This is a genomic window from Kitasatospora albolonga, from assembly GCF_039535905.1.
Classification (GTDB): domain Bacteria; phylum Actinomycetota; class Actinomycetes; order Streptomycetales; family Streptomycetaceae; genus Kitasatospora; species Kitasatospora albolonga.
In genome coordinates this window covers 23,620-49,164 of sequence record NZ_BAAAYB010000159.1, presented here as the reverse complement: position 1 = coordinate 49,164, position 25,545 = coordinate 23,620, and the positions used below count along the sequence as shown (strand labels likewise).

Sequence of the window (25,545 nt, the reverse complement as noted above, 5' to 3'; positions counted from 1 at the left end):
GCGAACAGGTCTACCCCATCGCCGCCGCGTCGGCGCCGCCGCGGGCCGACTGCGCGGGCACCCGGGCCGCCTCCGGCCGGAGCACGCTGTGTCCGCTGGCCGGATCCCGCCGGCACTCGACGAGCGACACCTCCTCGCCCGCCTCCCGGGCCGGGCCCGGGTCCTGCACCGCGGCGAGCAGCCTGAGGTCCTCCTTGGCACACACCTCCTTGGCCAGCCGCAGCAGCGCGACCACCTGCTCGGGCGCCAGACCCGCCGACAGGTCCTCCGCCAGCACGGTGAGCTGACGGTGCGCCGACGGCACCTCGCCCGCCGGGTCCACGTCCAGCACCCCGGCGCCGGTGAGCAGCACGGCGGCGAAGGCCAGCAGCCGCAGCATGCCGTCGGAGGCCTGGTCGGCGCTGGTCCGGCCGAGCACCCCCTCGTCGAAGACGGCCATCAGCTCCTCCCGGGAGTCCGGGCCGCGGCGGCTGACGTCCAGGCCCAGCAGCGGGTGCGGGGCGGCCTGCTGGACGGCCTTCAGCAGCCGCCCGTACCGGCGGGTGCACTCCTGCCGGATCCGCGCCAGGACGGCGGAGACGTTGGCGGCCGTGCCGAGCAGCCGTGCTTCGGGCTCGTACCCGGACCAGTCCCGCATCAGCGCGGGCACCGGGTGCATCGGGAACACCTCGCGCAGGGCGGTGAGCAGCTGCTCGGCGGCGGCCAGCACCCTGCGCTCGCCGGCCGAGGACCCGGCCACCCGGAGCGGGATCTGAGCGGTGATCAGGCTCTCGCTGGGGAACGGCGCCCGGATGTCGCCCTGCCGGGTGTCGTTGTGCCAGGTGACGTTGACCTTGCCGTGCGCCACGTCCTGCTCCCCGGTCTCCACCAGGGTCCGCCCCGCGCAGGTCAGCCACTCCCGGGCGACCCGGACCGGCCCGTCGGTGCGGACCACCAGCTCCAGGCGGATCGGGCCGTCGGCGGAGCGGACGGTGCAGCCCAGGATGATCGCGTTCCGGCCGTGCGGGACGCAGCCCAGCATGCCGCCCCTGATCGGCAGCGCGAGCGGGCCGGAGGCGCAGCCGGTGCCGTCCAGCGAGGGGCCGATCGGTTCGCCGAGGGCGAGCCGGGAGAGGGTGGCCAGCGCGTCCAGCGCGTTCGACTTGCCGACCCCGGACGGGCCGTGCAGCACCGTCAGCGGGGCGAGCGGCAGGGTGGTGCGGCGGTACGACTTGAAGGAGGTGAGGCGCAGCTCCTCCACCGTGGGGCGGAGCACGGGGCGGACGGCGGGTGTCGGGAGAACGTCGCTGGTCACCCGGGGGACGTTAGCCGTCGGCCGGCGCACAGAAACGTGCCTGCTCCGGAGGTTCATCCCAACGGGTCCGCCGCGCGGGACGGGCGTCGGTCCGTGATATGCGCAGGCCGGAGGGGGTGCCGACGTGACAGCAGTGACAGCAGTGACGGGCCGTCAGGAGCGGAAGCGGCGGAAGCCGTCAGCGGTAGGTGGTGAGGAGCACCGAGCCGGTCACCTCGACCGGGTCCGGCAGCCCGGCCAGGGCGGCGGCGAGCTCCTCCCGGTCGGTGTGCCAGGCGTTCGGGCCCATCGCCACCACGGCCTCCGCCTCCGCCCGCCCGAGCCGGAGGGTGAACTCGACCTCGGTGCGGTCGGTGCGGGTGAACCAGGGGCTGAGCTTCTCCTCGGTGCGGCGCTCCTTCTCCTCGTCCACCGAGAGCAGGCCCAACGCGGCCACCAGCTCCCCGAGGTGACGGGAGGTCGGGGTGACCAGCAGCAGCCGGCCGCCTGGCCGGAGCACCCGGCGCATCTCGGGGCCGTTGCGCGGCGCGAAGACGTTGAGCAGCAGCTCGGCGGACCGGTCCTGGAGCGGAAGGGGGCGCCAGGCATCGCAGACCAGCGCGCCGATCCGCGGGTGCACCTTGGCCGCGCGCCGCAGGGCGTACTTGGAGATGTCGAGCGCCGCGCCCACCCCGCCGGCCCGCTCCAGCACGTGCGCCAGGTAGTGCCCGGTGCCCGCGCCGAGGTCGGCGATCAGGCCGTCGACCGGCCCCTCCCCGGCGGCGGCCACCGCCAGCGCGTCCGCGATCGGCCGGTAGTGCCCGGCCGACAGGAACCCGCTCCGGGCGGCGACCATCTCGGCGGTGTCGCCCGTCCCGGTGTGCGCGTCACCGGCCAGCAGGCTGACGTAGCCCTGCTTGGCCTGGTCGAAGCCGTGGCCCGACGCACAGCGCAGGGTCCGCCCGTCCAGGGCGAGCGGCCGGGCACAGTGCGGGCAGGCCAGGTACTGCTCGATGTCCTGCAGCAACGTCGGTGGTCCTCGCCGGTCCGGGGGTGGGCCACCAGCTTACTGAGGGCTCAGTCGGCTTCGCCCTCGCCGTCGTCGTCGCCGCTGACCTCTTCGTCCTCGGGGTCCTCGACGATCCAGCCGGCCAGCCGCTCGGAGACGCCGCTGACGCTCAGCTTGCCCTCCCGGATCGCCCGGGCCAGGCTGCGCACCTCGCGCGCGGTGGTGGCCACGTTGCAGCCGCTGGCCACCAGGTAGGAGTACGCGACGGCGGTCGCGAACAGTTCGTTGGTCCGCTCCAGCGCGGGGACGCGGATCAGCTGGTGCATCAGGGCCGCGGCGCGGTCCTGCGGTTCGGGGTAGACGGTGATGTCGAATATCTCGGCCTGGTGCCGGGCGACGGCGGCGAGCAGGGATCCGTAGTCGGTCACCTGGGGGTCGCCCGGGGTGTACTGCTCGGCGGTCATGAGCAGCCAGGACAGGTCTACCTCAAGTTTCAACGGCGCACGTCCTGGAGCTCGGAGCCGGCGAACTCGGCGAGGAAGGCGCTCTCGTACTCCTTCATGAACTGGGCCGCGGTGTCGACGAACAGCCGACCGGCCTCGCCCATGTCCTGGCGCACGAGCCGTTCGATGTACTGGTTCATGCTGATCCCCTGCTGCTCGGCCCGCTCGCGGGCGATCTCGGCGGTCGTGGCATCCACCCTGACGTTCAGCTGCTTCTTGGTCATGCTTCAAGCTAGCGCCGATGTGCTAGCACAACAAGGGCGCATTCCGGCCGCCTCACTCCTGTACCCGCGCGCGGGGCGCTTACCCCCTCCGACGGACCGGCCGCTCCGCTCAGGGCATCGGCAGGTCGTGTCCGCCGACCCGGCAGCACCACACCGCCTGACCGTCCGTCAGCCCCGGGTGCAGGCCCGCCCCGTGGTCCCGGCAGACCGGCCAGACCCTCAGGTGGACGTGGGCGACGAAGGTCTGGACGGCGTCCGCGACGGTCACCTTCGCCTCCTCCAGGCCCAGCGCGCGGACCTGCTCGCCGAACAGGCCGACCGAGCCGATCGGGTCGAACTCGCACTCCGCCTCGACCTCCGGCCGCAGGTCGTCGAGCGGGAGCCCGAGGTCCCGCTCGGCCGCCGCGCGCAGTGCCGCCAGGGCGGTTTCGGCCAGCGCGGCGCGGCGCTCCAGCATCAGTTCGGGCAGGTACGGCGGAGCGACCTCGCCGTGCGCGTCCCGGACGGCGCGCAGCCAGGCCAGCGCGTCGTCGGACAGCCGGGCCGGGTCCAGGTCCAGCTCGGGTTCCCCGGCGAGCACCGCCAGCCAGGTGTGGAAGGGGTCGTTCCCGCTCGTCGTCACGCCGGGCAACGCTAACGGGGGTCAGTGCGGGTCGCCCTCGATTTTCCCGGCCAGGGCCCGGGCCGTGGGAGCGAGTTGGCGCCACTGCCGGGTGAGCAGGGCGAGAGCGAGGGCCAGGTAGACGTAGCTGAGGACCAGCCGGTCGTTCTCGCCGGGGAGGACGAACTGCACCACGAACAGCGCGAAGAGCAGGCCCGCCTTCCACGGCAGGAAGCGCAGGTCCAGCAGCAGGACGACGGCCAGCACGGTCTGGGCCGCCGTCAGCAGCACCTCGTCCACCTGACGCTCCACCAGCGGGAGCGCCCAGCTGCCGCCGCCCGCCGCGTAGGCGAGCGGGAGGCAGGCGATCAGCAGGGTCCACTGGTTGACCTTGCTGGAGAGCAGGGCGCCGAGCCCGTCGTCGCCGCGCAGCCGCCAGGCGAAGACCACCGCGACGATCAGCTCGGGGGCCTCCGAGGCCAGCGGGGCCAGCCACTGCACCAGCAGGAAGCGGTCGATGCCGAGCGAGGCGCCGGCGTCGACCAGCGAGGTGGCGAAGGGCTCGGCGCAGGCGAAGACCACGGCGGCCGCGACCGCGAACACCAGCACCGTGGTGGGACGCCTGCGCCGGGCCGGGAGGGCGGCCAACCGGGCCGGGACGCCGATCAGTTCCTCCTCGTCCGTCTCGCTGCAGCGGCCGATCCGATAGAGGTAGCAGGCGTACCAGACGATCAGAACGACGCCGACCAGCCAGGAGATCTCCCTGGTCAGCGGCATCAGGAAGGCGAAGACGGCGGCCGCACCGAGGAACGCGACATCGATCCGGCGGTGTTCGCGCAGGCTCACGCCGGGGCGCACGCCCGCCCGCCGGGCCGCGAAGTACGCGGCGAGCGCCACCATCGGCCACCCCACGCCGACCAGCAGCCGGTTCGCGCCGGTCATGTTGGCTGCGGCGTAGGCGGCGTACTCCGGCTTGGAGCCCGCCGTGTACGCGAACCAGAGGTCCACGGCGTACTCGGGCAGGACCGCGATGAACGCCAGCAGCGCCAGCGCCAGCGGCCCCGCGATGTCGGCCCGGGCGGTCTCCGCCGCCCACATCAGCAGCAGCGCGGCCGAGAGCACCCCGAGCCCGAACAGCACCATCCCGGGCACCGGATCCAGGTGCACCCCGGCCAGCCGCAGCACCACCGCGGGGGCGGCCCCGAGGCAGGCCGCCCCGAGCCGCAGCGCGGTGGTGCGCACCGAAGGCGGCCGCGCGGACGGCACCGAGGACGGCCCCGCGGACGGCCCCGAGGACAAGGGCACCACGGGCGGCGGCTCGCCGGTCACCGTTCCATCCGCCCCGCGGACCGGGCCAGACCGTCGGCCGCCGCGCCGCAGCGGGCGGCCAGTTCGGTGATCCGCTCCCGGAACGCCTCCGCCTGCGGGCCCTCCCAGCCCAGTGCGGCGACGGCCTTCAGCAGCCGCTCCTCGTGCTCGCGCAGGGCGGTGGCGTGCAGGCGCAGCCCGGCGACCGGCGCGGACGGCTGCGGACGGCGTGCGGCGGGGAACTCGGTCACGGTCGGCTCCAGGGGGCGAAGGCGTTGGTCACGCCGTCGAGGGCGTCGGCGAGTTCGGGGTGGTGCCGGAGCAGGACCGTCACCATGGTGCTGCGGTCGATCCAGCGCAGGCCCTCGGGGGTGTAGACCTCGGGGCGGTAGTCGGTGGTGAAGAAGCGGTCGCTCTTCAGCCGCCGGCTGGCCATCAGCACGAAGATCCGGAACAGCGAGTCGCTGAAGCCGAATCCGGCCGGGCGCGGCTCGGCGAGGTTCCCGACCAGGGTGTCCACCAGGTCCAGCCGGCCCTGGTAGACCTCCTCCAGCAGCTTGCTGTCCGCCCGGTGACCGCCCGTCAGCTCCTCGAAGGAGGTGACGGGGCGCTTGCGGAGCATCTGCCGGTAGGCGTTGTAGCGGGGGATGCCGCGCTCGCGGTCGCGGAGCACGTCCACCGTGCCGAGGTCCAGGTGCTCCCCGGTGAGCCGGGCGAGGTCGCGCAGCCCGTCGGGGTGGTTGTGGAGCACCAGGGCGCCGGGGTGGGCCGTGCCGAAGGAGTAGAACAGGTCGCTCATCCCGAACTGGTCCACCGAGCTGCGGGTGGTGGCGCCCTGCATGTCGTCGAGGCCGATGCGGTGCCGGACGCCGCCGCCGCGGTGGTCGCGGACGGTCAGCTCGTCGGGGATCAGCGGGTGCAGCCGGTAGGCCGAGACGAACTCCTCGGTCATCGAGAACGGCGCCGCGTGGTGCTCGGTCGGCGATCCGAGGATGCCGCTGAGCATCTCCCCCTTGCCGATCCGGCCGAACCGCCGGCTCACCCAACGGGGCAGCACGCCGTACCAGTTGGCGTTCATCGCCCGGTGCAGCACCGGGGTGTCGAGGATGCCCGGGGTCCACTCCACCGTGTGGATCTTCGCCATCAGCGCGGTGTTCACCAAGCGGGCGGTGTGGAACAGGCGTTCGTCGTCCCAGGCCGGATGGTGCGAGCGCAGGTGGTCGCAGATCGCGTTGTGCTCCTTGGCGAACAGGGTGTGCAGCAGCGACAGCCCCGCCCAGTAGTCGCCGTTCATCCCGGTGGCGTCCAGGCAGCCCATCCCCGGCCGCGGGTCGACCGGCAGCCGGCCCCCGGGCAGCGCCATCCGGCCGTCCTCACCGGTGCGCAGCGAGCGGCAGGTGGCCTCGTCGGAGCCGTAGACCTGCGAGCCGTCCCACCAGTGGGTGAGGGTGTTCTCGTAGGTGGGCGGCGCGCCGGGCGTGGTGTGCGCCAGCGAGTCCGGGCGGGTGCGCTTGACCCGCATCGGGCAGGCGGCCCAGTCGTCGTCGTCCGCCAGCGGGACGGTGAACGGCTCGGCCTCCGCGTTGTCGCCGTGGTTGGCCCAGCCGTGGTTCTCGAACTGGATCCAGGCGGCCGCCAGCAGGTTGAGGCTGCGGGCCGGGACGAAGGAGCGGCGGGCCAGCAGCTGCAGGCTGACCTCGCGCGGGCTGGGGGTCATCAACTCCCGCTCGCTGCCCGGGTGGCAGAGCTCCAGCGGGGCGTTGCGGTCCAGCCGGGTGCCGGCCCGTCCCATGTCCTCGTCGTACGGGTCGTAGCCGGAGCCGTCGTAGGAGCGGTACGGCGCCAGGGTCGCGCTCGGGCGGCGCGGCCGCTCGCCGCCCGCGCCGTAGGTGTCGTGCAGGTTGTGCCGGCGCAGCTCGTCGCGGATCACCTTGAGGTTCAACAGGCCGATGGGGGTCGGCAGTTGATGCCACTCCCGACTCCGGTTGACCCGGGCGAAGACGGCCGATCCCAGGCGCTCCAGGACGCCGGGCGGGCCGTAGGCGGGGCCTGCGGCCGAGGGTGCCCGCGGCGCGGGCGGCGGCGCGGTCGGCGGCACCTGGCGGGCCGCGGGGAGGACGGCAGCGGCGGGCTCGCTGCGGGGCGTACTGGTCTCGGTCATCGCGGTCCCTCAGCGGTCGTAGAGCGAGAAGAGGCGGTTGCCGGTCACCCGGCCCCGGTACGGCGCCAGTTCGGCGTCCACGTGGGAGGCGGCCTCCGTGGCCTCGAACTCCAGGTTGTGCGCGTAGCGCTCGGCGGCGTGGCAGAGCGGGAAGGCCCGGGTGTCGTCGACCCAGGTGTACTCGGTGAACCCGGCCGGCAGCGCGTACGGCGACAGGGCCGAACGGCCTTCCAGGCTGGGCACGATGTCGTGCTCGTTGACCAGCGAGAAGACCTTGGTCCTGGGGTCGGCCGGGCGCTTGGCGTCGATCGGGGAGCCGATCGCCACCACGTGGGTGACGGTGTAGACGGCGGTCAGGTCCCGGTTCCCGGCCAGGTTCATCGCGGTGACGCCGCCCTGGCTGTGGCCGACCAGGGCGAGTTCGGCGCCGGACGGGATGAACGAGCGCAGCGCCTTCGCCACCGCCCGCGCGTACGGCGAGTCGGGGCGGCCCACGGCGTTGAAGGCACCCACCAGGTCCTGCGGGCTGTCGGCGTTGAAGCTCCGTGCCATGCCCGCGAGTTGGACCACGTAGCGGAGCACCCCGTCCGGCCCGGTCACCCGCTGCACCAGCAGGGTGCCGCCGGTGCCGATCAGGTCGATGTTGCGCACGTAGCCGGTGATGGTGCCGGTGGTGTCCAGGCCGGCGGCCAGCGCGGCGTCCGGCACCAGCGGCTCGGCCCGGCCGGGCCCCCGGTCGAAGAACTCCCAGAAGCCGGCGCCGAGTCCGAGCAGCGGTTCGGCGGTCATCGCCTTCCCGGTCGCGACCTGCCAGCCGGCCCCGTCGTTGAGCGGGTTCTCGTCGGTGAGCGCGTTCCAGGCCAGGATGTCGGCGAAGGAGGGCGCCAGCATCGCGAAGGCGTGCTCGGCGCCGTCGCTCTCCAGCAGGGACCTGAAGATCCGGACGGCGTCGCGCTGCCGGTCCTGCTCGATCGCGGCCAGGATGCGGCTGGTGGACGGGTTCTCCAGCAGCTCCGGGTGGGTGACGGCGGCCGCCCGGATCCGCGCCTTCAGCCCGGCCACCGCCAGACTGACCGCCAGGCTCTCCCGGCTGGTGAACACCCCGGCCAGCCAGGCCGCCCGCGGCAGCGGGCCGCGCCCGCGCGGCGCCCAGCCGAGGCCGGCCGGATCGGTGAGGGTCCGCAGCAGACCGCGCCAGGCACCCCGGCGCACGGCCTCAGGCGCACGGGCGCCCAGCGTCAGCTCGGAGACGTACGCGGCGGCCTCGCCCACCGCCTCGGCGGCCTCGGCGAGTTCGCGGCACAGGTGGTGCAGGGTGGCGACGTCCGGCTCGGTGGCCAGCGTGTGGGGCATGGGGATCGGATCCTCCCGACAAGGGACAGGGACGGTGCGCGGGGGACGTGAGTGGCTGCACCGGGGGCGCGGGGAACTGCGCGCAGGGGAACGGCAGCACGTGCAACTGGCTGACGGTGCATGAGGTGCAGGTGAGCCGCCTTCCGATGCGCGCAGTTCCCCCGCGTCCCCGGGATCACCACTAGCGCGGGACGAGGCCGAGCCGGAGAGTGGTGAGGTCGACCGAGCCGGGCAGGGGGCGGTGGGCGTCGAGGAGGGGGCGGCGGGCGGTGACGCGGTGGCCGCGCAGGACCTCGGCGACCAGGGCGGTGAGCACCAGCAGCCCCAGGTCCTCCCCCGGGCAGCGCCCCCCGCCGTGGCTGAACGGGGCCATCACCGGGTCGAGTTCGGCCCCGGGCACCAGCCACCGCGCCGGGACGAACAGGTCCGCCCCCCGCACCTGCTCCGGGTCGCGCTGGTGGAAGGCCGCGGGCAGCAGCAGCGTCGTCCCGGCCGGGTGCCTGACGCCCCGCCAGGTGGTCTCGGCCCGCGTCACCCGCACCAGGTCCGGCACCAGCGGGAACAGCCGCAGCGCCTCCCGCACGCAGGCCCGCACCCTCGGCAGCCCGGCCCCGGCCGAGCCCCCGGCCGGGCCGCCCGCCTCCACCTCCGCCCACGCCGCGTGCTGCTCCGCCGGGTGGGCGGCGAGCAGCAGCAGGGTGCGGGCGAGCATGGTGCCGAGCAGGTCGAGTGCCAGCAGCCAGTGGTGGGCCTGGCCGACCGGGTCGAGCTCCCCGGTCGGGTCGGGGTGCGCGCGCACCCGGCCGAGCAGCGTGTGGCCGGGGGCGTCGGCGGCGTACGCGGCCAGCCGGGCGTCGGCCCTGGCGTACCGGGCGGCGGCCTCCCGGGCCGGGCCCTTGCGCAGGCCCATCCAGTTGGCCTCGCGGCGCAGCGCGAGGAGCAGGTCGGTGAGCGGCTGGTCGTCCGCCGCGGCGTCCCCGAGCACCGTCCGCCGCCCGATCCGGCTCGCTGCCCGCTGGAGCGCGGCGGTGTCCAGCGCCCGTCCGGCGGTCAGGGTCCGGACCTCCTCCGCGACCACGGCCAGGAACGGCTCGCAGGACGGGTGCGACGGCGAACCGGCCGCCAGCACCCGGTCGTTGACCTCCCGCCGCCGCTCGCGCAGCTCGCCGTGCGAGCAGATCACGCCGGTGGGTTCGAAGACCGACAGACTGCGGTGCTTGTCCGGCGCGTCCATCGCCAGGGTCCGCACCGGCTCGGCGTAGAACTGCTCCAGCTCGGGGCGGTCGAGCAGCACCAGCACCGGTCCGGAGAGCCCCCGGACCAGTACCGGCGCGCCGCCGTGGCGGCGCTTCATCGCCCGCAGCGTGGCGAAGGACCAGGCGGACTGGCCGAGCGCCGCGTAGGCCCTGACCACCCCGGGCCGGGCGGAGGCCACGCCCCGGACGAAGGCGGGCAGGGTGTGGGTGGAGACGAACCGCAGCGTCTGCGCCCGTCCGGCCCGCACGGGCTCCCCGGCGCGGGGCGCGGCCACCCGCGGTTCGCCCGGGGCCTGCACCGAGGTGCTCACGCGCTCACGACCTTCCCCGGGTTGAGCAGGTTCTTCGGGTCGAACAGCCGCTTGAGCCCGCGGTGCAGCTCCAGCGCGACGGGGTCGAGCTCCCGGGCCAGCCAGTCCCGCTTGAGGGTGCCGATGCCGTGCTCGCCGGTGCTGGTGCCGCCGAGGGCCAGTGCGGCGGCCATGATGTCGTCGTACGCGACCCGGGCCCGCCGGGTGGCGTCCGGGTCGGTGCGGTCGAAGAGCACGGTGGGGTGCAGGTTGCCGTCGCCGGCGTGGCCCAGGGTGGCGACGGTCAGGTCGTGGCGGCGGGCGATGCCCTCGATCAGGCCGACCAGCTCCGCCAGCCGGGAGCGCGGCACCGCGACGTCCTCGATGAAGGCGGTCGGCTCGCCGGGCAGCCGGGCGACCATGGCCTGCAGGCCCGGGGTGACCATCCGCCGGGCCTCGATCACCCGGCGGCTCTGGTCCGGGTCGGCGGCCACCGTGAGTTCGATCGCGCCGGCGGCCCGGCAGAGCGCGGCCATCGCGGCGAGTTCGGCGGCCGGGTCGGCGGCGTCGCTCTCCACGATCAGGGTGGCGGCCCGGTCCCCGTCGAGCATCGGGTGGCCGAGTCCGGCGACCGCCCTGGTGGTGGTGCGGTCAAGCAGTTCCAGCGCCGAGGGCAGGTGGCCGGCGGCGGTGATCGCGGCGACGGCGGCGCCCGCGGCGGGCAGGGTCCCGAACTGGGCCAGCATGGCCAGGGCCGGCGGCCGGGCGGGCCGCAGCGCCAGGGTCGCCCCGACCACCACCGCGAGCGTGCCCTCGGACCCGACCAGCAGCCTGGTCAGGTCGTACCCGGCGACGCCCTTCACGGTGTCCCGGCCGGTGCGCATCCGGCGCCCGTCGGGCAGCACCACGTCCAGGCCGAGCACGTAGTCGGCGGTGACGCCGTACTTGACGCAGCAGATGCCGCCCGCGCCGGTGGCGATGTTCCCGCCGATGGTGCAGACCGCCCAGGAGGCCGGGTCCGGCGGGTAGGTCAGACCATAGGCGGCCACCGCGCGGTCCAGGTCCCGTGTCACGACGCCCGGTTCGCAGCGCACCAGCCGGTTGGCCGGGTCGATCTCCAGGATCCGGTCCATCCGGGTGGTGGAGAGCACGACGCAGCCGTCCTCGGCGTTGGCCGCTCCGGCCAGGCCGGTCCTGGCCCCCTGCGGGACCACCGGGACGTCGAGCTCGTAGGCGGTGCGCAGCACGTGCTGCACCTGCTCGGCGGTCTCCGGGTGGACCACGACCGCGGGCCTGCCGTGCTCGGAGAACGGCGCGGCGTCGTGCGCGTGGGCGGCGAGCACCTCCGGGTCGGTGGAGAGCGCGTCGGCCGGGAGGCCTTCGCCCAGCCGGGTGACCAGCGGGCCGGCCGGCCGGGCGACCGGCCTGGCCGGCGTGGATTCGGTGATGACGGACATGGCGCTGCCTTCCGGAAGTGGCGCTAGAGGGTGGGGAGTTCGGTGGCGACCGGGACGTCGATCAGCACCGGCCCGTCCCTGCGCGCGGTGGACTCCCGCACCAGCTTGGTGACTTCGGCCGCGTCCACGGCCCGGTGCGCGCGCACCCCGTAGCCGGTGGCGATGGCGGTGATGTCCAGCCCGGGGATCTCCAGCCCGGGCACGCCGGGGGTGCGCTCCACCTGGGCGAACCACTCGAGGATGGCGTAGCGGGCGTTGCTCAGCACCACGAAGGTGACCGGCAGGTCGTAGCGGGCCGCCGTCCACAGCGCCTGGACGGCGTAGTGCACCGAGCCGTCCCCCAGCACCGCGACCACCGGCCGCTCCGGGACGGCGAGTTGGGCCCCGACGGCGGCGGCCGCCCCGTACCCGAGGCCGCCGCCGGCCGAGAACAGGTACGAGCCGGGCGCGCTGATCCTGGTCGCCCGGTGGAACTGCGGGACGTTGGAGGGCGACTCGTTCACCCAGAGCGTCCCGGCCGGCGCGCCCTCGGCCACCGCCCGCAGCGCGCCGTACGGGCTCAGCCGGCCGTCCTCGCCCAGCCCGTCCCGCGGCTCCTCCGCGACCGTGCCGCCCACCGGGGCACCCGCCGCCAGCCGCTCCGTCAACGCCCGTGCGGTGAGCGCCAGATCGGCCACCACCGCGTCACCGACCGGCGCCCGCGCCGCCTCCTCCGCATCCCGGGTGAGCAGCACCAGGCCGGCCCCCTCGGGCAGGTACTCCCCCGGCACGTACGGGTAGTAGCGGAACACCGGCGCCCCGATCACCACCACCAGGTCGTGCCCCTCCAGGCAGCGCGCCAACGGGGCGATGGCGGGCGGCAGTTCGCCCCGGTACTGCGGGTGGCTGCGCGGGAAGGAGACCCGCCCGGCCACCGGCGCGGCCCAGACCGGCAGCCCGGTGTGCTCCGCCAGCGCCAGTACCGCGTCCCAGGTCCCCGGCCCGGCCGCGTCCACGTCGTCGCCCACCACCAGGACGGCGCTGCGCGCCCCGGCGATCCGACCGGCCAGCGAGCGGATCGTTTCGGCGTCGGGCGCCCCCGCGTGCACCACCCGGCGCTCGGCGGCGGCCCGTGCCGCGCGCAGCTCACCCGGGGTCAGCTCGGCGTCGAAGTCGTCCATCGGCAGCGAGAGGAAGACCGGCCCGCACGGCGGGGTCTCGGCCAGCTGCACCGCCCGGGCCAGCGCGGGCGCCACGTCGGCCGGGCGCGGCGGCTCGTACGCCCACTTCACCGCGGGCTGCGGCAGCAGGGTGGCCTGCGGGTTGCTGAGCAGTGCCTCCATGGTGAGCATCGCCCGCACCTGCTGCCCCGCGGTGACCACCATCGGGGTGCGGTTGGCGCGGGCGTTGAGGATCGCGCCCATCGCGTTGCCGGTCCCGGGCCCGGTGTGCAGGTTGACCAGCGCCGTGCGGCCGCCCGCCTGCGCGTAGCCGTCCGCCATCCCGACCACCACGGCCTCCTGGAGGCCGAGCACGTAGCGGAAGTCGGCCGGGAAGTCCCGCAGCATCGGCAGCTCGGTGGAGCCCGGGTTGCCGAAGACGGTGGTGATCCCGCGGGCGCGCAGCACGTCCAGGACGGCGTGGCGGACGGACGACATGGGTGATTCCCCCTCAAGTCGGAACTTGACCTGGAACCCATGCCTAGTGGTTCGCCCCCCGCTCCCTCACCTCCGCACGGGTGAGCTTCACCCGCCCGGCGGACACCCTTCCACCCCCAGGAGCAAAAGGCCTACGAACGGGGCGTGCGCCGGATCCGACCGGCGCACGCCTCCGGCTCGCGCTACCGAACACACCACCACACGCCGACGCCCCACCGGACCGTGGTCCGACGGGGCGTCAGCAGCACTCAGGGATGACGGGACGTCAGCGGTCCCAGGCGGGCCGCTCGTCCTCGACGGGCTCCACCGGCTCCAGGATCGCCACGCACTCGAAGTGGTGGGTCATCGGGAACAGGTCGAAGGCCCGCAGCGCGACCGGCCGGTAACCGCCCTCGCGGAAGAAGGCCAGGTCACGGGCGAGCGCGGCCGGGTCGCAGGCCACGTACGCGATCCGGCGGGCCTCCAGGCCGGCCAGGTGACGGACCGTCTCCCGCCCGGCGCCCGCGCGCGGCGGGTCCAGCACGATCAGGTCGGTCGAGGTGATGCCGGTGCGCGGCAGCAGGCTCTCCACCCGGTCGCACTCGATCCGGACGTTGTCCAGCTCGGCCAGGTTGTGCCGGGCGTCGACCACGGCCTGCTTGCTCGACTCGATGCCGAGCACCGCCCCGTCCTCGCCCACCCGGTCGGCCAGCGCGCCCGCGAACAGGCCCACGCCGCAGTACAGGTCCAGCGCGCTCTCGCCCCACTGCGGGTCCAGGCCGTCCAGCACCGCGTTCACCAGGGTCTCCGGCGCCTCCGGGTGGATCTGCCAGAAACCGCCGTTGGAGACCCGCCAGGTCCGCCCGGCCGCCCGCTCCCGGACGAAGGTCCGGCCGTGCACCCGGTGGAACAGCTCCTGCTCGTCGATCCGGGAGATCGACACCGGCCGGTCCAGCTCCACCAGCGGCAGCTGCGCGCCCGGAGCCGGGGTCAGGATCACCTGACGGTCCGAGGAGCCGCTCGCCGCGATCACCTCGACCGAGGTGACGCCGGGCCAGTCGCGGGACTCCACGCCGAGCTCGGTGACGCCCTCGGCCGCGATCAGGCAGCGGTCCACCGGCTCGACGTCGTGCGAACGGTGGCGCCGCAGACCGACCTTGCCGCTCTCCGGGTCCACCGCGTACTGCATCCGGGTCCGCCAGGCCGGGACCTCACCGGCCGCCAGCTTCCCGCCGACCGGCTCGACGCTGCCGTCCCAGCCCGCCTGCTCCGGCGTCAGACCGGCCAGCTTCGCCAGCTGCTCGGTCAGCACCGCGGCCTTCAGCTTGCGCTGCCCGCCCGGGGTGACGTGCTGCCAGTCGCAGCCGCCGCACTTGCCGGGGCCGGCGAACGGGCACGGCGCGGCGATCCGCTCCTTGGCCGCCTCCAGCACCTCCACCGCGTCGGCCCGCAGGAAGCGCGAGGTGGTGGTGCCCTCGGTCACCTCGGCGACCACCCGCTCGCCCGGCAGCGCGTGCCGGACGAACAGCACCCGGCCCTCGTGCCGCGCCACGCAGTGCCCGCCGCCGTGCGCCACCGGGCCGACCTCGACCTCGTACCGCTCGCCGACCAGCGGGTCGCCGGACGGGACCCGCGGCGCCGCCGGGGCCTTGAGCGCCTTCGCCGGACGGGCCGCCTTCGCGGCCGGCTGCGCCGTGCGCAGCGCCTTCGGCGGGCGCACCGTCTGCTTCTTCGCGGTCTTCCCGGCCCCCGGAACGGACTCGGCGGTGACCTTGGCGGCGGCCTTGGCCCCGGGCAGCTTGCCCTTCTTCCACAGCGCGGAGGCCGCCGCCGCGGTCGGCGCGGCCTGGCCCTGCGGCTGCTCCTCGTCGCGCACCCGCGGCGCGGTCTGCGCGGTGTAGCCGTCACGGTCGGTCGCCGTCGGCCGGGCCGGCTTGGAGCTCCAGCGCGGACGGGCCACCTGCCCCGGCTTGCCGCCGGTGGACTTGGCCTTTCCGGAGCCCTTGCCGGAACCGCCGGAGCGTCCGGCGCCGGAGGAACGGGGCGGGTTGTTGCGGGTCACGAATCGGCGTCCTTGGTGGAGTTGCTGGCGGCGTTGCTGGAAGCCTTCGACTCTACGCGCTGCGGACGCGGTTCACCGCGCCGCACCGAACCGGGAGCGGACCACGCCTTCTGCGGGCGGCGCCGCTCGGAGGACTCCAGCTGCCACGGCACCGAGGTCACCATGACGCCCGGCTTGAACAGCAGACGGCCCTTCAGGCGCAGCGCGCTCTGGTTGTGCAGCAGGTGCTCGTACCAGTGGCCGACCACGTACTCGGGGATGTAGACCATCACCACGTCGCGCGGGCTGGAGCGGCGCAGGTTCTTCACGTAGTCCAGCACCGGGCCGGTGATCTCGCGGAACGGCGAGTCCAGCACCTTCAGCGGGATCTCGATCCCGCGCTCGTCCCAGTCCCGCCGCAGCGCCTCGGTGTCCTTGGGGTCCACGTTGACCGTGACCGCCTCCAGGGTGTGCGAGCGCGCCAGCCGGGCGTACGCCAGCGCGCGCAGCGCCGGCTTGTGCAGCTTGGAGACCAGCACGATGGCGTGCACCCGGGTCGGCAGCACCACGTCGTCCGGCACCTCGGCGGCGACCAGCTCGCGGGAGACCCGGTCGTAGTGGCGGCGGATCGCCTTCATCATCACGAACAGCACGACCATCGCGGCGATCGCGATCCAGGCGTGGCTGATCTTGGTGGCCAGCACCACGATCAGCACGGCCATCGTCATCACCAGGCCGAAGGCGTTGATCGCCCGGCTGCGCTGCATGTGCGAGCGCTTCTTCGGGTCCTTCTCGACCCGCAGCAGCCTGGTCCAGTGCCGGATCATGCCCGACTGGCTCATGTTGAAGGAGACGAAGACGCCGACGATGTACAGCTGGATCAGCCGGGTCGGATCCGCGTCGAAGGCGACGATGAACAGGATCGCCGCGCCCGCCAGCAGGATGATGCCGTTGGAGAAGGCCAGCCGGTCGCCGCGGGTGTGCAGCTGCCGGGGCAGGTAGCGGTCCTGGGCCAGGATCGAGCCGAGCACCGGGAAGCCGTTGAAGGCCGTGTTGGCGGCCAGCACCAGGATCAGGCCGGTCACGGCGGCGATGAAGTAGAAGCCCGGCGTGAAGTTGGAGAACACCGCCTCGCTGATCTGCGCCAGCGCCGTCTTCTGGTGGTAGTCCGCCGGGGCGCCCACCAACTGGCTCGGGTCCTCCGCCATCTGGGCCCCCGTCAGCCGGGCCAGGTAGATGATGCCCATGAACATCACGACCGCGAACAGCGCCATCATCAGCAGCGTGGTCGCCGCGTTCCTGCTCTTCGGCTTGCGGAAGGCCGGCACGCCGTTGGAGATCGCCTCCACGCCGGTCAGCGCCGCACAGCCCGAGGAGAACGCCTTGAGCAGCAGGAAGACCAGCGCGAAGCCGGCCAGGTTCTCGTCCCCGGGCAGCGCCTGGAGCTGGAAGCCGGCGCTCTCGGCCGGCATGTCCGTACCGAAGAACACGCTCCGGACCATGCCGTAGCCGATCATGCCCATGATGCCGATCATGAACGCGTAGGTCGGGATCGCGAACGCCGTCCCCGACTCCCGCACCCCGCGCAGGTTCATCCCCATCAGCACCACGACCAGCGTGATCGAGATCGCCATCTCGTGGCCCCGCAGCGCCGGCACCGCCGAGACCACGTTCGCCACGCCCGAGGTCGTGGACACCGCCACCGTCAGGATGTAGTCGACCAGCAGCGCGCTCGCCACCACCAGACCGGAGTTCGGCCCGTGGTTGACGGTCGCCACCTCGTAGTCACCGCCACCGCTCGGGTAGGCGTGCACGTTCTGCCGGTACGAGGCCACCACCGCGAGCATCACGACCGCGACCACGAGGCCGATCTGCCACGAGAAGTGGATCGCCGAGACGCCCGCCACCGACAGGGTGAGCAGGATCTCCTCGGGGGCGTAGGCCACCGAGGACAGCGCGTCGGAGGCGAACACGGGCAGCGCGATGCGCTTGGGCAGCAGGGTCTCGCCCAGCTTGTCGCTGCGCAGGGCGCGACCGAGCAGGATGCGTTTCGGTAGATCAGCAGGCATAGGCACAGAGGAATCGTAGGGGCTCCCCCCCGCGGAGGTGCGCTCCGGTGGCCCCCTTCCTCGGGACTGTGTTCGGAGGACCGGCTAGCGTGTCGCATGATGAGGACGCGGGAACCATCCGGTTCACCCGCCACACACGGGGCCGAACGACTCGGCCGAAGGACCCCCGGAACGGGGGCGGAAGGATGACGATCGGTGTCTGCGCAGGTCATGTTCCCCACGGACCAGGTGAGGTAGGCGTCCCGTGCACATCGTCATCATGGGCTGCGGCCGGGTGGGCTCGGCACTCGCCCGCGCCCTGGAGAAACAGGGTCACTCGGTGGCCGTCGTCGACCAGGACCCGACCGCCTTCCGCCGGCTCGGCGCCGGCTTCAACGGCCGCCGGGTGACCGGCGTCGGCTTCGACCAGGACACCCTGCGCGAGGCCGGCATCGAGGAGGCGGGCGCCTTCGCCGCCGTCTCCAGCGGTGACAACTCCAACATCATCGCGGCCCGGGTCGCCCGGGAGAACTTCGGCGTCGAGAACGTCGCGGCCCGGATCTACGACCCCCGCCGCGCCGAGGTCTACCAGCGCCTGGGCATCCCCACCGTCGCCACCGTCCGGTGGACCGCCGACCAGATGCTGCGCCGCCTGCTCCCCAGCGGCGGCGAGCCGCTCTGGCAGGACCCCAGCGGCAGCGTCCAGCTCGCCGAGGTCGCCTACGCCCCCTCCTGGGTCGGCCACCGGCTCTCCGAGCTGGAGGAGGCCTCCGGCGCCCGGATCGCCTTCCTGACCCGCCTGGGCGAGGGCGTCCTGCCGACCCCTCAACTGGTCGTCCAGGAGGGCGACCTGGTGCACGTGATGCTGCGCCGCGCCGACCTGACCACCGTCGAGGCCGCGTTCGCGCAGGGTCCGCAGGAGGATGAGCACTGATGCGAGTCGCCATTGCCGGGGCCGGCGCGGTCGGCCGCTCGATCGCGGGCGAGCTGCTGGAGAACGGCCACGACGTCCTCCTGATCGACAAGAACCCGGGCTCCATCTCGGTCGAGCGCGTCCCGATGGCCGAGTGGCTGCTGGCCGACGCCTGCGAGATCACCTCGCTGGACGAGGCCGCCCTCCAGCGCTGCCACGTGGTGATCGCCGCCACCGGTGACGACAAGGTCAACCTGGTGGTCTCGCTGCTCGCCAAGACCGAGTACGGCGTGCCGCGGGTGGTCGCCCGGGTCAACAACCCCAAGAACGAGTGGCTCTTCAACGAGTCCTGGGGCGTGGACGTCGCCGTCTCCACCCCGCGCCTGATGTCCGCGCTGGTCGAGGAGGCCGTCAGCGTCGGCGACCTGGTCCGCCTGATGCGCTTCAGCCAGGGCAACGCCAACCTGGTAGAGCTCACCCTGGCCGGCGACGCCGCGCTGGTCGGCACCCGGGTCGGCGACGTCGCCTGGCCCGCCGACACCGCGCTGGTCACCATCATCCGCGAGGGCCGGGTCCTGGTGCCGGGCAAGGACGACACCCTGGACGGCGGCGACGAGCTGCTGTTCGTGGCCGCCCAGGAGCGCGAGGAGGAGCTCGAGGAGCTCCTCTCGGCGGGCTCCGCCCAGCAGTAACTCCCGTACCGGACAAGGAAAAGGGCCCCCTCGGGGGCCCTTTTCTCAGCTCTGCTCCTGCTCCTCCTCGACCTCCGCCTTGATCGGCGGCGGCGCCTTGAGCAGGATCTGCCAGGTCACGTACATCGCCAGCAGCAGCGGCGGGATGCCGAGCGCGACCTTCAGCCAGCCCAGCAGGTTGACGTTCCCGGTGAAGTACAGCGGGAAGAGGATCAGCGGCTTGATGCCCATGATCACCACCCAGGCCCAGGTCGCCCTGGTGTACGCGGCCAGCCGCCCCGGGTTCTTGGTCCGCCAGGTGAACATCTCGCCGGTGATCGGGCCGAGCATCACGCCGATCATCGGCCAGCGCACCAGCGCCGAGATCGCCAGCGCCACGCAGTAGCCGACGTTCCACAGCAGGCCGGGCAGGTAGAAGTTCTCCGCCTTGCCGGTCTTCATCGAGATCCACGCACCGAGCGCGACCCCGAAGACGCCGCTGAAGGCGTGCTGCACCGTCTCCCGGCGGAACAGCCGGATCACCACGAACAGCAGGCTCAGCCCGAGCGCGGCCCAGGCCGCCGGGGCCACCTGGTGGGTGACGTTGAAGGTGATGATGAAGACCAGGCCGGGCAGGGTCATGTCGACCATGCCGCGGACGCCGCCGAAGGCCTGCAGCACCGTGTCGGCCGCCTCCTTCGAGGCGTCCCGCTCCGGCTCCGCCGCCGGATCGGCGGGCTTGGCCAGGTCGAGCTGGGTGGCGGGCTCGCCGCCGGGCAGGTTGGTCACTCTCACTCGCTCCCGTGTCCGGCCGGACGCAGTTCGTAGCGGGGGTTGAAGAGCACGCGGCGCCCGCGTGCGTGGCTGAGCCGGCCGGTCGCGATCAGGCGACGGCCCGGTTCTATCCCGATGATCGAACGACGGCCCAGCCAGACCACGTCGAGGGCGTCCGTCCCGTCGAACAGCTCCGCCTCCAGCGCGGGCACCCCGGCCCGCGGGCGGAGCGTCACGGTGCGCAGGGTCCCGGCCACGGTGACCACCTCGCGGTCCCCCGCGCTCGCGATCGGGGTGCACCCGGCCTCCACCGTGTCCTGCCGGAGCTCGGCCGCGTCCAGCTCCTCGGCGGAGGAGGTCAGGCGGCTGAGCATGCGGCGGAAACGGCCCTGGGGCTGCTCGCTGCTGTTGTCACCACTCATGCCCGAAGGGTACCGGTTTCACGACCCCGAACGGCAGGGCGAGAGGCGCCTCCGGCAGGGAGGACGGGGAGCTCCGGGCGCCCGTCAGGGCTCGAAGCGGTAGCCCATGCCCGGCTCGGTGATGAAGTGCCGCGGATGGCTCGGGTCGGTCTCCAACTTCCGCCGCAGCTGGGCCAGGTACACCCGGAGGTAGTTGGTCTCGGTCCGGTAGGCCGGCCCCCACACCTCCTGCAGCAGCTGGGTCTGGCTGACCAGCCGCCCGGCGTTGCGCACCAGCACCTCCAGCAGGTGCCACTCGGTCGGCGTCAGCCGGATGTCCGCACCGTCCCGGTTGACCTTCTTCGCCGCCAGGTCCACCGTGAACCCCTCGGTGACCACCACCGCGTCGTCCTCCCCCGCCACCGGCTCGGCCCGCCGCACGGCGGCCCGCATCCGGGCCAGCAGCTCGTCCATCCCGAACGGCTTGGTGACGTAGTCGTCCGCCCCCGCGTCCAGCGCCTCCACCTTCTCGTCCGAGGCGTGCCGGGCCGAGAGCACGATGATCGGCACCCTGGTCCAGCCCCGCAGCCCGCGGATCACCTCCACGCCCTCCATGTCCGGCAGCCCGAGGTCGAGCAGCACCACGTCCGGGTGCTTGGCCGCGGCCAGCTCGAGGGCCGACGCACCGTCATGGGCGGCGTCCACCTCGTACTTCCGGGCCTTGAGGTTGATCACCAGCGCGCGGACGATCTGCGGTTCGTCGTCCACCACGAGGACCCGGGTCATTCCGGCTCCACCTTCCGTTCGTCGTTGTCGTCCAGGTCCGCCGCAGGCAGCGCGACCACCATGGTCAGTCCTCCCCCGGGGGTGTCCTCGGCGGTGACGGTGCCGTCCATCGCCTCCACGAAGCCCCGGGCCACCGCCAGCCCCAGCCCCACGCCGGCCCCGCGCGGGGCGTCGCCGTACCGCTGGAACGGCGCGAAGATCCGTTCCCGGGCCTCCACCGGCACCCCCGGCCCGCGGTCCACGATCCGCACCTCGACCCGCCGTCCGGCCCCCGGCCGGTCCAGCACCGAGGCCCGCACCAGCACGTCGCCGCTGTACTTCACGGCGTTCTCCACCAGGTTGGCCAGCGCCCGCTCCAGCAGCCCGCCGTCGGCCCGCACCATCGGCAGCGACTCGGGCACGTCCAGCCGCACCGCCCCGGTCGGCACGCCGCCGAGCGCGTACGGGACCACCTCGTCCAGGTCGGTGTCGCGGATCAGCGGGGCGACGGTGCCGGTCTGCAGGCGGCTCATGTCGAGCAGGTTGTTGATCAGGTGGTCCAGCCGGTCGGCGCCGGTCTCGATCCCGGCCAGCAGCTCCGCCTCGTCCTCGGCGCTCCACTCCACGTCCTCGGTGCGCAGCGAGGAGACGTTGGCCTTGATCCCGGCCAGCGGGGTGCGCAGGTCGTGCGAGACGGCAGCCAGCAGTGCCGTGCGGATGCGGTTGCCCTCGGCCTCCCGGCGGGCCGCGGCGGCCTCGCCGAGCAGCCGGCGGCGCTCCAGCAGGGCCGCCCCCTGGGCCGCGTACGCCCCGAGCAGCCGGCGGTCGGCGGCGGGCAGCACCCGGCCGCGCAGCACCAGCGCCAGGTGGTCCCCGACCGGCACGTCCACGTCGCCGTCCTCGGGCCGCGCGGGCGGATCGGTGCCGCGGGCCGCCGCCGGACGCCAGGGTGAGTGGTCGTCAGGACGCTCCAGCAGCGCGGCCGACTCCTGCTGGAAGGTCTCCCGGACCTGGTCCAGCAGGGCGTCCAGCATCCCGTTCCCGTTCGGCGTGCCGCGCAGGACCGTTCCGGCCAGCGCGCTCAGTGACTGCGCCTCGGTCTGGCTGAGCGCGGCCTGCTGGGTCCGTCTGGCGGCCAGGTCCACCACCGAGGCGACCGCGATGCCGACGGCGGTGAAGATCGCCACCGCCAGGATGTTCCGCGGTTCCGAGATGGTGAAGGTGTGGACCGGCGGCGTGAAGTAGTAGTTCAGCGAGGAGGAGGCCACCAGCGCCGAGGCGACGGCCGGGTAGAGGCCGCCGACCAGCGCCGCGCAGACGGTCAGGCAGAGGAAGAGCAGCATGTCGGTGGAGAGCCCCAGGCCGTCCACGTGGACCAGCAGCAGGGTGAGCAGCGGAGGACCGCCGACCCCGATCAGCCAGCCCAGCAGCGTCCTGGTCCGGCCCAGGTCCATGACCCGCCGCACCGGCAGCGTGCCGCGGCCCACGGCCGCCTGCTCGTGGGTGACGGTGTGCACGTCGATGTCGCCGCTGTCCCGGGTGACGGTGGCGCCCACCCCGGGCCCCCACAGGTACTGCCAGGCCGGTCGGCGGCTGGAGCCCAGCACGATCTGGGTGGCGTTCACCCCGCGCGCGAAGTCCAGCAGGGCCGGCGCCGGGTCGTCGCCCAGCACCGTGTGGAAGGAGCCGCCCAGGCTCTCCACCAGGGCGCGCTGCTCGATCAGCGTCCGCGAGGCGCCCACCGGCGCCGACAGGCCGTCGGACCGGGCGATGTGCACGGCCAGCAGCTCACCGCCGGACGCCCGGTCGGCGATCCTGGCCGCCCGGCGGATCAGGGTGGCGCCCTCCGGACCACCGGTCAGCCCGACCACGATCCGCTCCCGGGCCTGCCAGGTCCCCTCGATCCCGTGCTCGGCCCGGTAGCGCTGGAGGTACTCGTCCACCCGGTCGGCCGTCCAGAGCAGCGCCAGCTCCCGCAGCGCGGTCAGGTTCCCCGGCCGGAACCAGTTGGCCAGCGAGGCGTCGACCTTCTCCGGCGCGTACACGTTCCCGTGCGCCAGCCGGCGGCGCAGCGCCTCCGGATCCATGTCCACCAGCTCGACCTGGTCCGCCCGGCGCACCACCTCGTCCGGCACCGTCTCCCGCTGCCGCACCCCCGTGATGCCCTCCACCACGTCGCCCAGCGACTCCAGGTGCTGGATGTTCACGGTGGAGACCACGTCGATCCCGGCCTCCAGCAGCTCCTCGACGTCCTGCCAGCGCTTGGCGTTGCGGCTGCCCGGCACATTGGTGTGGGCCAGCTCGTCCACCAGCGCCACCGCCGGACGCCTGCGCAGCACCGCGTCCAGGTCGAGCTCTCCGAAGACCGCCCCCCGGTACGTCAGTTCCCGCCGCGGCAGCAGCTCCAGACCCTCCGTCAGCTCGGCCGTCCGCCGCCGCCCGTGGTCCTCCACGAAGGCCGCCACCACGTCCGTGCCGCGCTCGGCCCTGCGGTGCGCCTCCGCGAGCATGGCGTACGTCTTGCCGACCCCGGGCGCCGCCCCGAGGTAGATCCGCAGCCTGCCGCGCGCCATCCGTACCAGTTCCCGCTCTGCCGGGGGCCAGCCCCGGACACCCGTCCGACCCCCCGAGCCTACGGTGATTTACCCGTAAATCCGCTGATCAGGTGAGCCGAACGGTAGTTTTAGCGGTCTCTTGACGCCCACGCCCCCGCGCTGGGCAGGGGGTGCTGTGGAGTCCCCTGTTCCCCACAGCACCCCGAACACGGACACCGGGGCGCACGCGCCTCCGGTCCGGGCTCGTACTGGACACGCCGCAAGCAGGACACGGGTTGCACGGGATTCCGAGAAATTTCGCGGCATCCCCAGCCGACGCCCAGGAAGGCACCCGGCCGGCCGCTCCCGGGAACTCAGTTCCCGGCGCCACCGCTCCGGCCCGCGCTCACCGACGGCACCGGCGAGGGCGACGGCAGCGCGGCGAACTCCTCCGCGGCCGCCCGGAACTCCGGGTCCAGGACCGCCCCCGACACCCCGGTCGGCGTCGCGTCCGTCGTGTACTGCACCAGCAGTACGGCCAACTGACGCCCGGTCAGCCGCGTCGTGACCTCCTCCACCTGCTCCGCCCCCGTGCCACCCGCCTCGAAGGTCCGCAGCGCCACCGACCGGAAGGTCCGCTCCCCCTCCACCCAGCCGCCCCCCGGCTCCGTGCAGTCGGCGGCCTCCAACAGCCGCTGCTCCGCACCCGCCGCCTCGGCCGCCGCGTCGAACTCCAGCAGGAACTGCACCGCCAGCCCCCGCTCCCCGTCCGTCCGCACCAGCTGCCACCGCCGCCCAGCGCCCACCAGCTCGACGAGCCGCGGCACGCACCCCTGCACCGCGGGCAGCCCGAACGTCGAAGCCCCCGTCAACAACGGGCCCCACGGCCCGTACCGACCCTCCGCCACCGGCAACCCGGCCGGTTTCAACAGGAGTTCGGCCCCCGCATCCGACACCGGCATCACCGCATCGGCCCCACCCGCCAACTCCACCGGCCCCGGCAGCAGCAAGGTCGGCGAGATGGTCCGCTCGACCGGCAACCCGGCCAACCCCGCCACCTGCCCACCCATCGAACCCGTCCCGCAGAAGGTGGCCAGCCCCCACACCCCCGCCGAGGTCACCGCCCCCGTCACCGCCCCCGTCACCGCCACGATCCCGACCCGCCGACGCCTCCGACGCCGCACCGCCCGGCCGAGCAGCTCCTCCGACGGCGGCATCCGCAGCGCGGTCACCTCGGACCGCAGCCCGTCGAACATCCGCTCCAGCCTGACCGTCGAGACGGCCGGACGATCCTGCTCCTCCACGGCGACCGCCCTCCTCTCCGCCCTCTCAGCCACGGCAGCTCAGCTTCCCGTCCAACGTACGCCCCTCGTAGGCCCGTTGAGCCGGCACCACCGAATCGGAGACGGACGGCCCCGGCCGCTCCTCCTGCACCACCTCCTGCTCCTGGCGGCCCGTCAGTTCCCGGCCGCCCGGCTCCGCCTCGTCCCCCCGCCCAACCTCGGGAGCCCCCACCGGGCCCACCACCGGACCGGCCACCGGTACCCCCGGCTTCGGCTTCGGACCCCCCGAACGCTGAAGGGGCAACGGCGAACCGCCGTCCCCCTCCTCCTCGCCCAACAGCTCCGCCAGCGCCTGCCGCCCGCGGTGCAGCCGGGCCTTCACCGTCCCGACCGGCACCCCCTCGTCCGCCGCGATCTCCGCCACCGCCCGGCCCCCCATGTGATGCAGCACCAACGCCGACCGCTGCGCCTCCGGCAGCCGCCGCAACGCCTCCACCAACGCGACCGACTCCGGCCCCGGCCCCGGAACCGGCGGCCCCTCACCGTGCCGGACCCAACTCCGCAGCGCCGTCCGCGCCCTGCGCCACCGACTGATCGCGATCCGCTGCCCCGTCAGCCGGACCCAGGCCACCGGGTTCTCGTACGCACTCAGCCGGCCCCAGTGGCTCCACGCCCGGACGAACGCCTCCTGCGCGGCGTCCTGGGCCTCACCCAGATCCCCCGCCAGCGCGTACAGATGGGCCACCAACTGACCGTACGCACCTTGGTAGAACGACCTGAAGTCGTCCTCCGCCCCGTGCTCCCGGTCACCACCCATGACCGGTCAGTGTGCCGTGCACCGGTGGGGGTCGGCAACCAGCCGGCCCGTACTCCCGGAAACGCAGAGAAGCCCCCTGACGAATCGTCAGGGGGCTTCTCTTGAATGATTGTTCGGCGGCGTCCTACTCTCCCACAGGGTCCCCCCTGCAGTACCATCGGCGCTGTGAGGCTTAGCTTCCGGGTTCGGAATGTAACCGGGCGTTTCCCTCACGCTATGACCACCGAAACACTATGAAACTGTCAAC

General features: G+C 73.8%; 22 protein-coding genes and 1 rRNA gene. 2 read left to right on the top strand and 21 right to left on the bottom strand.

Going from position 1 to position 25,545, the window contains the following annotated elements; all coding sequences use genetic code 11:
* Positions 1 to 10 precede the first annotated feature (10 nt).
* From ABD946_RS41435 to ABD946_RS41370, 14 genes are all read right to left on the bottom strand, one after another.
* On the bottom strand, positions 11 to 1,294 hold the full coding sequence (locus ABD946_RS41435) for an AAA family ATPase (RefSeq protein WP_345290889.1): 1,284 nt from the start codon (positions 1,292 to 1,294) through the stop codon (positions 11 to 13).
* A gap of 178 nt (positions 1,295 to 1,472) precedes the next feature.
* Positions 1,473 to 2,300 carry a putative RNA methyltransferase gene (locus tag ABD946_RS41430; protein ID WP_345290888.1) on the bottom strand — a complete coding sequence of 276 codons (828 nt, stop codon included), beginning with the start codon at positions 2,298 to 2,300 and terminating at the stop codon, positions 1,473 to 1,475.
* A 50-nt stretch (positions 2,301 to 2,350) separates the two neighbouring features.
* The gene (locus ABD946_RS41425; protein WP_345290887.1) at positions 2,351 to 2,779 is read right to left on the bottom strand and encodes a fic family toxin-antitoxin system, toxin component; all 429 of its coding nucleotides are present in this window, start codon (positions 2,777 to 2,779) and stop codon (positions 2,351 to 2,353) included.
* Positions 2,776 to 3,009 carry a toxin-antitoxin system HicB family antitoxin gene (locus ABD946_RS41420; RefSeq protein ID WP_345290886.1) on the bottom strand — a complete coding sequence of 78 codons (234 nt, stop codon included), beginning with the start codon at positions 3,007 to 3,009 and terminating at the stop codon, positions 2,776 to 2,778. The genes ABD946_RS41425 and ABD946_RS41420 overlap by 4 nt, the downstream gene beginning before the upstream one ends.
* A 109-nt stretch (positions 3,010 to 3,118) precedes the next feature.
* Positions 3,119 to 3,631 carry a hypothetical protein gene (locus tag ABD946_RS41415; RefSeq protein WP_345290885.1) on the bottom strand — a complete coding sequence of 171 codons (513 nt, stop codon included), beginning with the start codon at positions 3,629 to 3,631 and terminating at the stop codon, positions 3,119 to 3,121.
* A 21-nt stretch (positions 3,632 to 3,652) separates the two neighbouring features.
* Positions 3,653 to 4,852: a hypothetical protein gene (locus tag ABD946_RS41410; protein WP_345290884.1), complete on the bottom strand. Its 1,200-nt coding sequence runs from the start codon at positions 4,850 to 4,852 to the stop codon at positions 3,653 to 3,655.
* An 83-nt stretch (positions 4,853 to 4,935) separates the two neighbouring features.
* Positions 4,936 to 5,169 carry a hypothetical protein gene (locus ABD946_RS41405; RefSeq protein ID WP_345290883.1) on the bottom strand — a complete coding sequence of 78 codons (234 nt, stop codon included), beginning with the start codon at positions 5,167 to 5,169 and terminating at the stop codon, positions 4,936 to 4,938.
* The gene (locus ABD946_RS41400; protein ID WP_345290882.1) at positions 5,166 to 7,079 is read right to left on the bottom strand and encodes a peroxidase family protein; all 1,914 of its coding nucleotides are present in this window, start codon (positions 7,077 to 7,079) and stop codon (positions 5,166 to 5,168) included. The genes ABD946_RS41405 and ABD946_RS41400 overlap by 4 nt, the downstream gene beginning before the upstream one ends.
* A gap of 9 nt (positions 7,080 to 7,088) precedes the next feature.
* Entirely contained in the window at positions 7,089 to 8,432 is a 1,344-nt protein-coding gene (locus tag ABD946_RS41395) for an alpha/beta hydrolase family protein (protein WP_345290881.1), read from the bottom strand.
* A gap of 181 nt (positions 8,433 to 8,613) precedes the next feature.
* A complete protein-coding gene (locus ABD946_RS41390; protein WP_345290880.1) occupies positions 8,614 to 9,999 on the bottom strand; it encodes a cytochrome P450 in 1,386 nt (461 codons plus the stop codon).
* Positions 9,996 to 11,435, bottom strand: coding sequence for an FAD-binding oxidoreductase (locus tag ABD946_RS41385; protein WP_345290879.1), 1,440 nt, complete (start codon positions 11,433 to 11,435; stop codon positions 9,996 to 9,998). The genes ABD946_RS41390 and ABD946_RS41385 overlap by 4 nt, the downstream gene beginning before the upstream one ends.
* Before the next feature lie 23 nt (positions 11,436 to 11,458).
* A complete protein-coding gene (mdlC, locus tag ABD946_RS41380; RefSeq protein ID WP_345290878.1) occupies positions 11,459 to 13,072 on the bottom strand; it encodes a benzoylformate decarboxylase in 1,614 nt (537 codons plus the stop codon).
* Between the two features lie 265 nt (positions 13,073 to 13,337).
* A complete protein-coding gene (locus ABD946_RS41375; RefSeq protein ID WP_345290906.1) occupies positions 13,338 to 14,663 on the bottom strand; it encodes a class I SAM-dependent RNA methyltransferase in 1,326 nt (441 codons plus the stop codon).
* A gap of 446 nt (positions 14,664 to 15,109) precedes the next feature.
* Positions 15,110 to 17,167, bottom strand: coding sequence for an APC family permease (locus ABD946_RS41370; protein WP_380149969.1), 2,058 nt, complete (start codon positions 17,165 to 17,167; stop codon positions 15,110 to 15,112).
* A gap of 238 nt (positions 17,168 to 17,405) precedes the next feature.
* Between ABD946_RS41370 and ABD946_RS41365 the strand changes: the two genes are divergently transcribed.
* Both ABD946_RS41365 and ABD946_RS41360 read left to right on the top strand, forming a co-directional pair.
* Positions 17,406 to 18,074, top strand: coding sequence for a potassium channel family protein (locus tag ABD946_RS41365; RefSeq protein WP_345290876.1), 669 nt, complete (start codon positions 17,406 to 17,408; stop codon positions 18,072 to 18,074).
* Positions 18,074 to 18,745, top strand: coding sequence for a potassium channel family protein (locus ABD946_RS41360; protein WP_345290875.1), 672 nt, complete (start codon positions 18,074 to 18,076; stop codon positions 18,743 to 18,745). Before ABD946_RS41365 ends, ABD946_RS41360 begins: the two co-directional genes overlap by 1 nt.
* Positions 18,746 to 18,790: 45 nt before the next feature.
* Here the strand turns inward: ABD946_RS41360 and ABD946_RS41355 are convergent, their stop codons facing one another.
* The 7 genes from ABD946_RS41355 to rrf all read right to left on the bottom strand — a co-directional run bounded on the left by ABD946_RS41355 (position 18,791) and on the right by rrf (position 25,526).
* Positions 18,791 to 19,513, bottom strand: coding sequence for a DUF3159 domain-containing protein (locus ABD946_RS41355; protein ID WP_345290874.1), 723 nt, complete (start codon positions 19,511 to 19,513; stop codon positions 18,791 to 18,793).
* A 2-nt stretch (positions 19,514 to 19,515) separates the two neighbouring features.
* Entirely contained in the window at positions 19,516 to 19,920 is a 405-nt protein-coding gene (locus ABD946_RS41350; protein ID WP_345290873.1) for an OB-fold nucleic acid binding domain-containing protein, read from the bottom strand.
* A gap of 84 nt (positions 19,921 to 20,004) precedes the next feature.
* Positions 20,005 to 20,685, bottom strand: a complete 681-nt coding sequence (locus ABD946_RS41345; RefSeq protein WP_345290872.1) for a response regulator — start codon at positions 20,683 to 20,685, stop codon at positions 20,005 to 20,007.
* The gene (locus tag ABD946_RS41340; RefSeq protein ID WP_345290871.1) at positions 20,682 to 23,237 is read right to left on the bottom strand and encodes a DUF4118 domain-containing protein; all 2,556 of its coding nucleotides are present in this window, start codon (positions 23,235 to 23,237) and stop codon (positions 20,682 to 20,684) included. The genes ABD946_RS41345 and ABD946_RS41340 overlap by 4 nt, the downstream gene beginning before the upstream one ends.
* Before the next feature lie 335 nt (positions 23,238 to 23,572).
* Positions 23,573 to 24,502 (bottom strand): hypothetical protein, encoded by a 930-nt coding sequence (locus ABD946_RS41335; protein ID WP_345290870.1) that lies wholly within the window; start codon positions 24,500 to 24,502, stop codon positions 23,573 to 23,575.
* 25 nt (positions 24,503 to 24,527) lie between these two features.
* Positions 24,528 to 25,298, bottom strand: a complete 771-nt coding sequence (locus ABD946_RS41330; RefSeq protein ID WP_345290869.1) for a SigE family RNA polymerase sigma factor — start codon at positions 25,296 to 25,298, stop codon at positions 24,528 to 24,530.
* A gap of 111 nt (positions 25,299 to 25,409) precedes the next feature.
* Positions 25,410 to 25,526 (bottom strand): 5S ribosomal RNA (gene rrf, locus ABD946_RS41325).
* Between the last annotated feature and the right edge of the window lie 19 nt (positions 25,527 to 25,545).

Excerpts from the sequence above, each read along its gene's own strand:
- ABD946_RS41385 (WP_345290879.1), bottom strand. The coding sequence starts at position 11,435 with ATGTCCGTCATCACCGAATCCACGCCGGCCAGGCCGGTCGCCCGGCCG.
- ABD946_RS41345 (WP_345290872.1), bottom strand. The coding sequence starts at position 20,685 with ATGACCCGGGTCCTCGTGGTGGACGACGAACCGCAGATCGTCCGCGCG.
- ABD946_RS41350 (WP_345290873.1), bottom strand. The coding sequence starts at position 19,920 with ATGAGTGGTGACAACAGCAGCGAGCAGCCCCAGGGCCGTTTCCGCCGC.
- ABD946_RS41360 (WP_345290875.1), top strand. The coding sequence starts at position 18,074 with ATGCGAGTCGCCATTGCCGGGGCCGGCGCGGTCGGCCGCTCGATCGCG.
- ABD946_RS41400 (WP_345290882.1), bottom strand. The coding sequence starts at position 7,079 with ATGACCGAGACCAGTACGCCCCGCAGCGAGCCCGCCGCTGCCGTCCTC.
- ABD946_RS41420 (WP_345290886.1), bottom strand. The coding sequence starts at position 3,009 with ATGACCAAGAAGCAGCTGAACGTCAGGGTGGATGCCACGACCGCCGAG.
- ABD946_RS41395 (WP_345290881.1), bottom strand. The coding sequence starts at position 8,432 with ATGCCCCACACGCTGGCCACCGAGCCGGACGTCGCCACCCTGCACCAC.
- ABD946_RS41340 (WP_345290871.1), bottom strand. The coding sequence starts at position 23,237 with ATGGCGCGCGGCAGGCTGCGGATCTACCTCGGGGCGGCGCCCGGGGTC.
- ABD946_RS41330 (WP_345290869.1), bottom strand. The coding sequence starts at position 25,298 with ATGGGTGGTGACCGGGAGCACGGGGCGGAGGACGACTTCAGGTCGTTC.
- mdlC (WP_345290878.1), bottom strand. The coding sequence starts at position 13,072 with ATGTCGTCCGTCCGCCACGCCGTCCTGGACGTGCTGCGCGCCCGCGGG.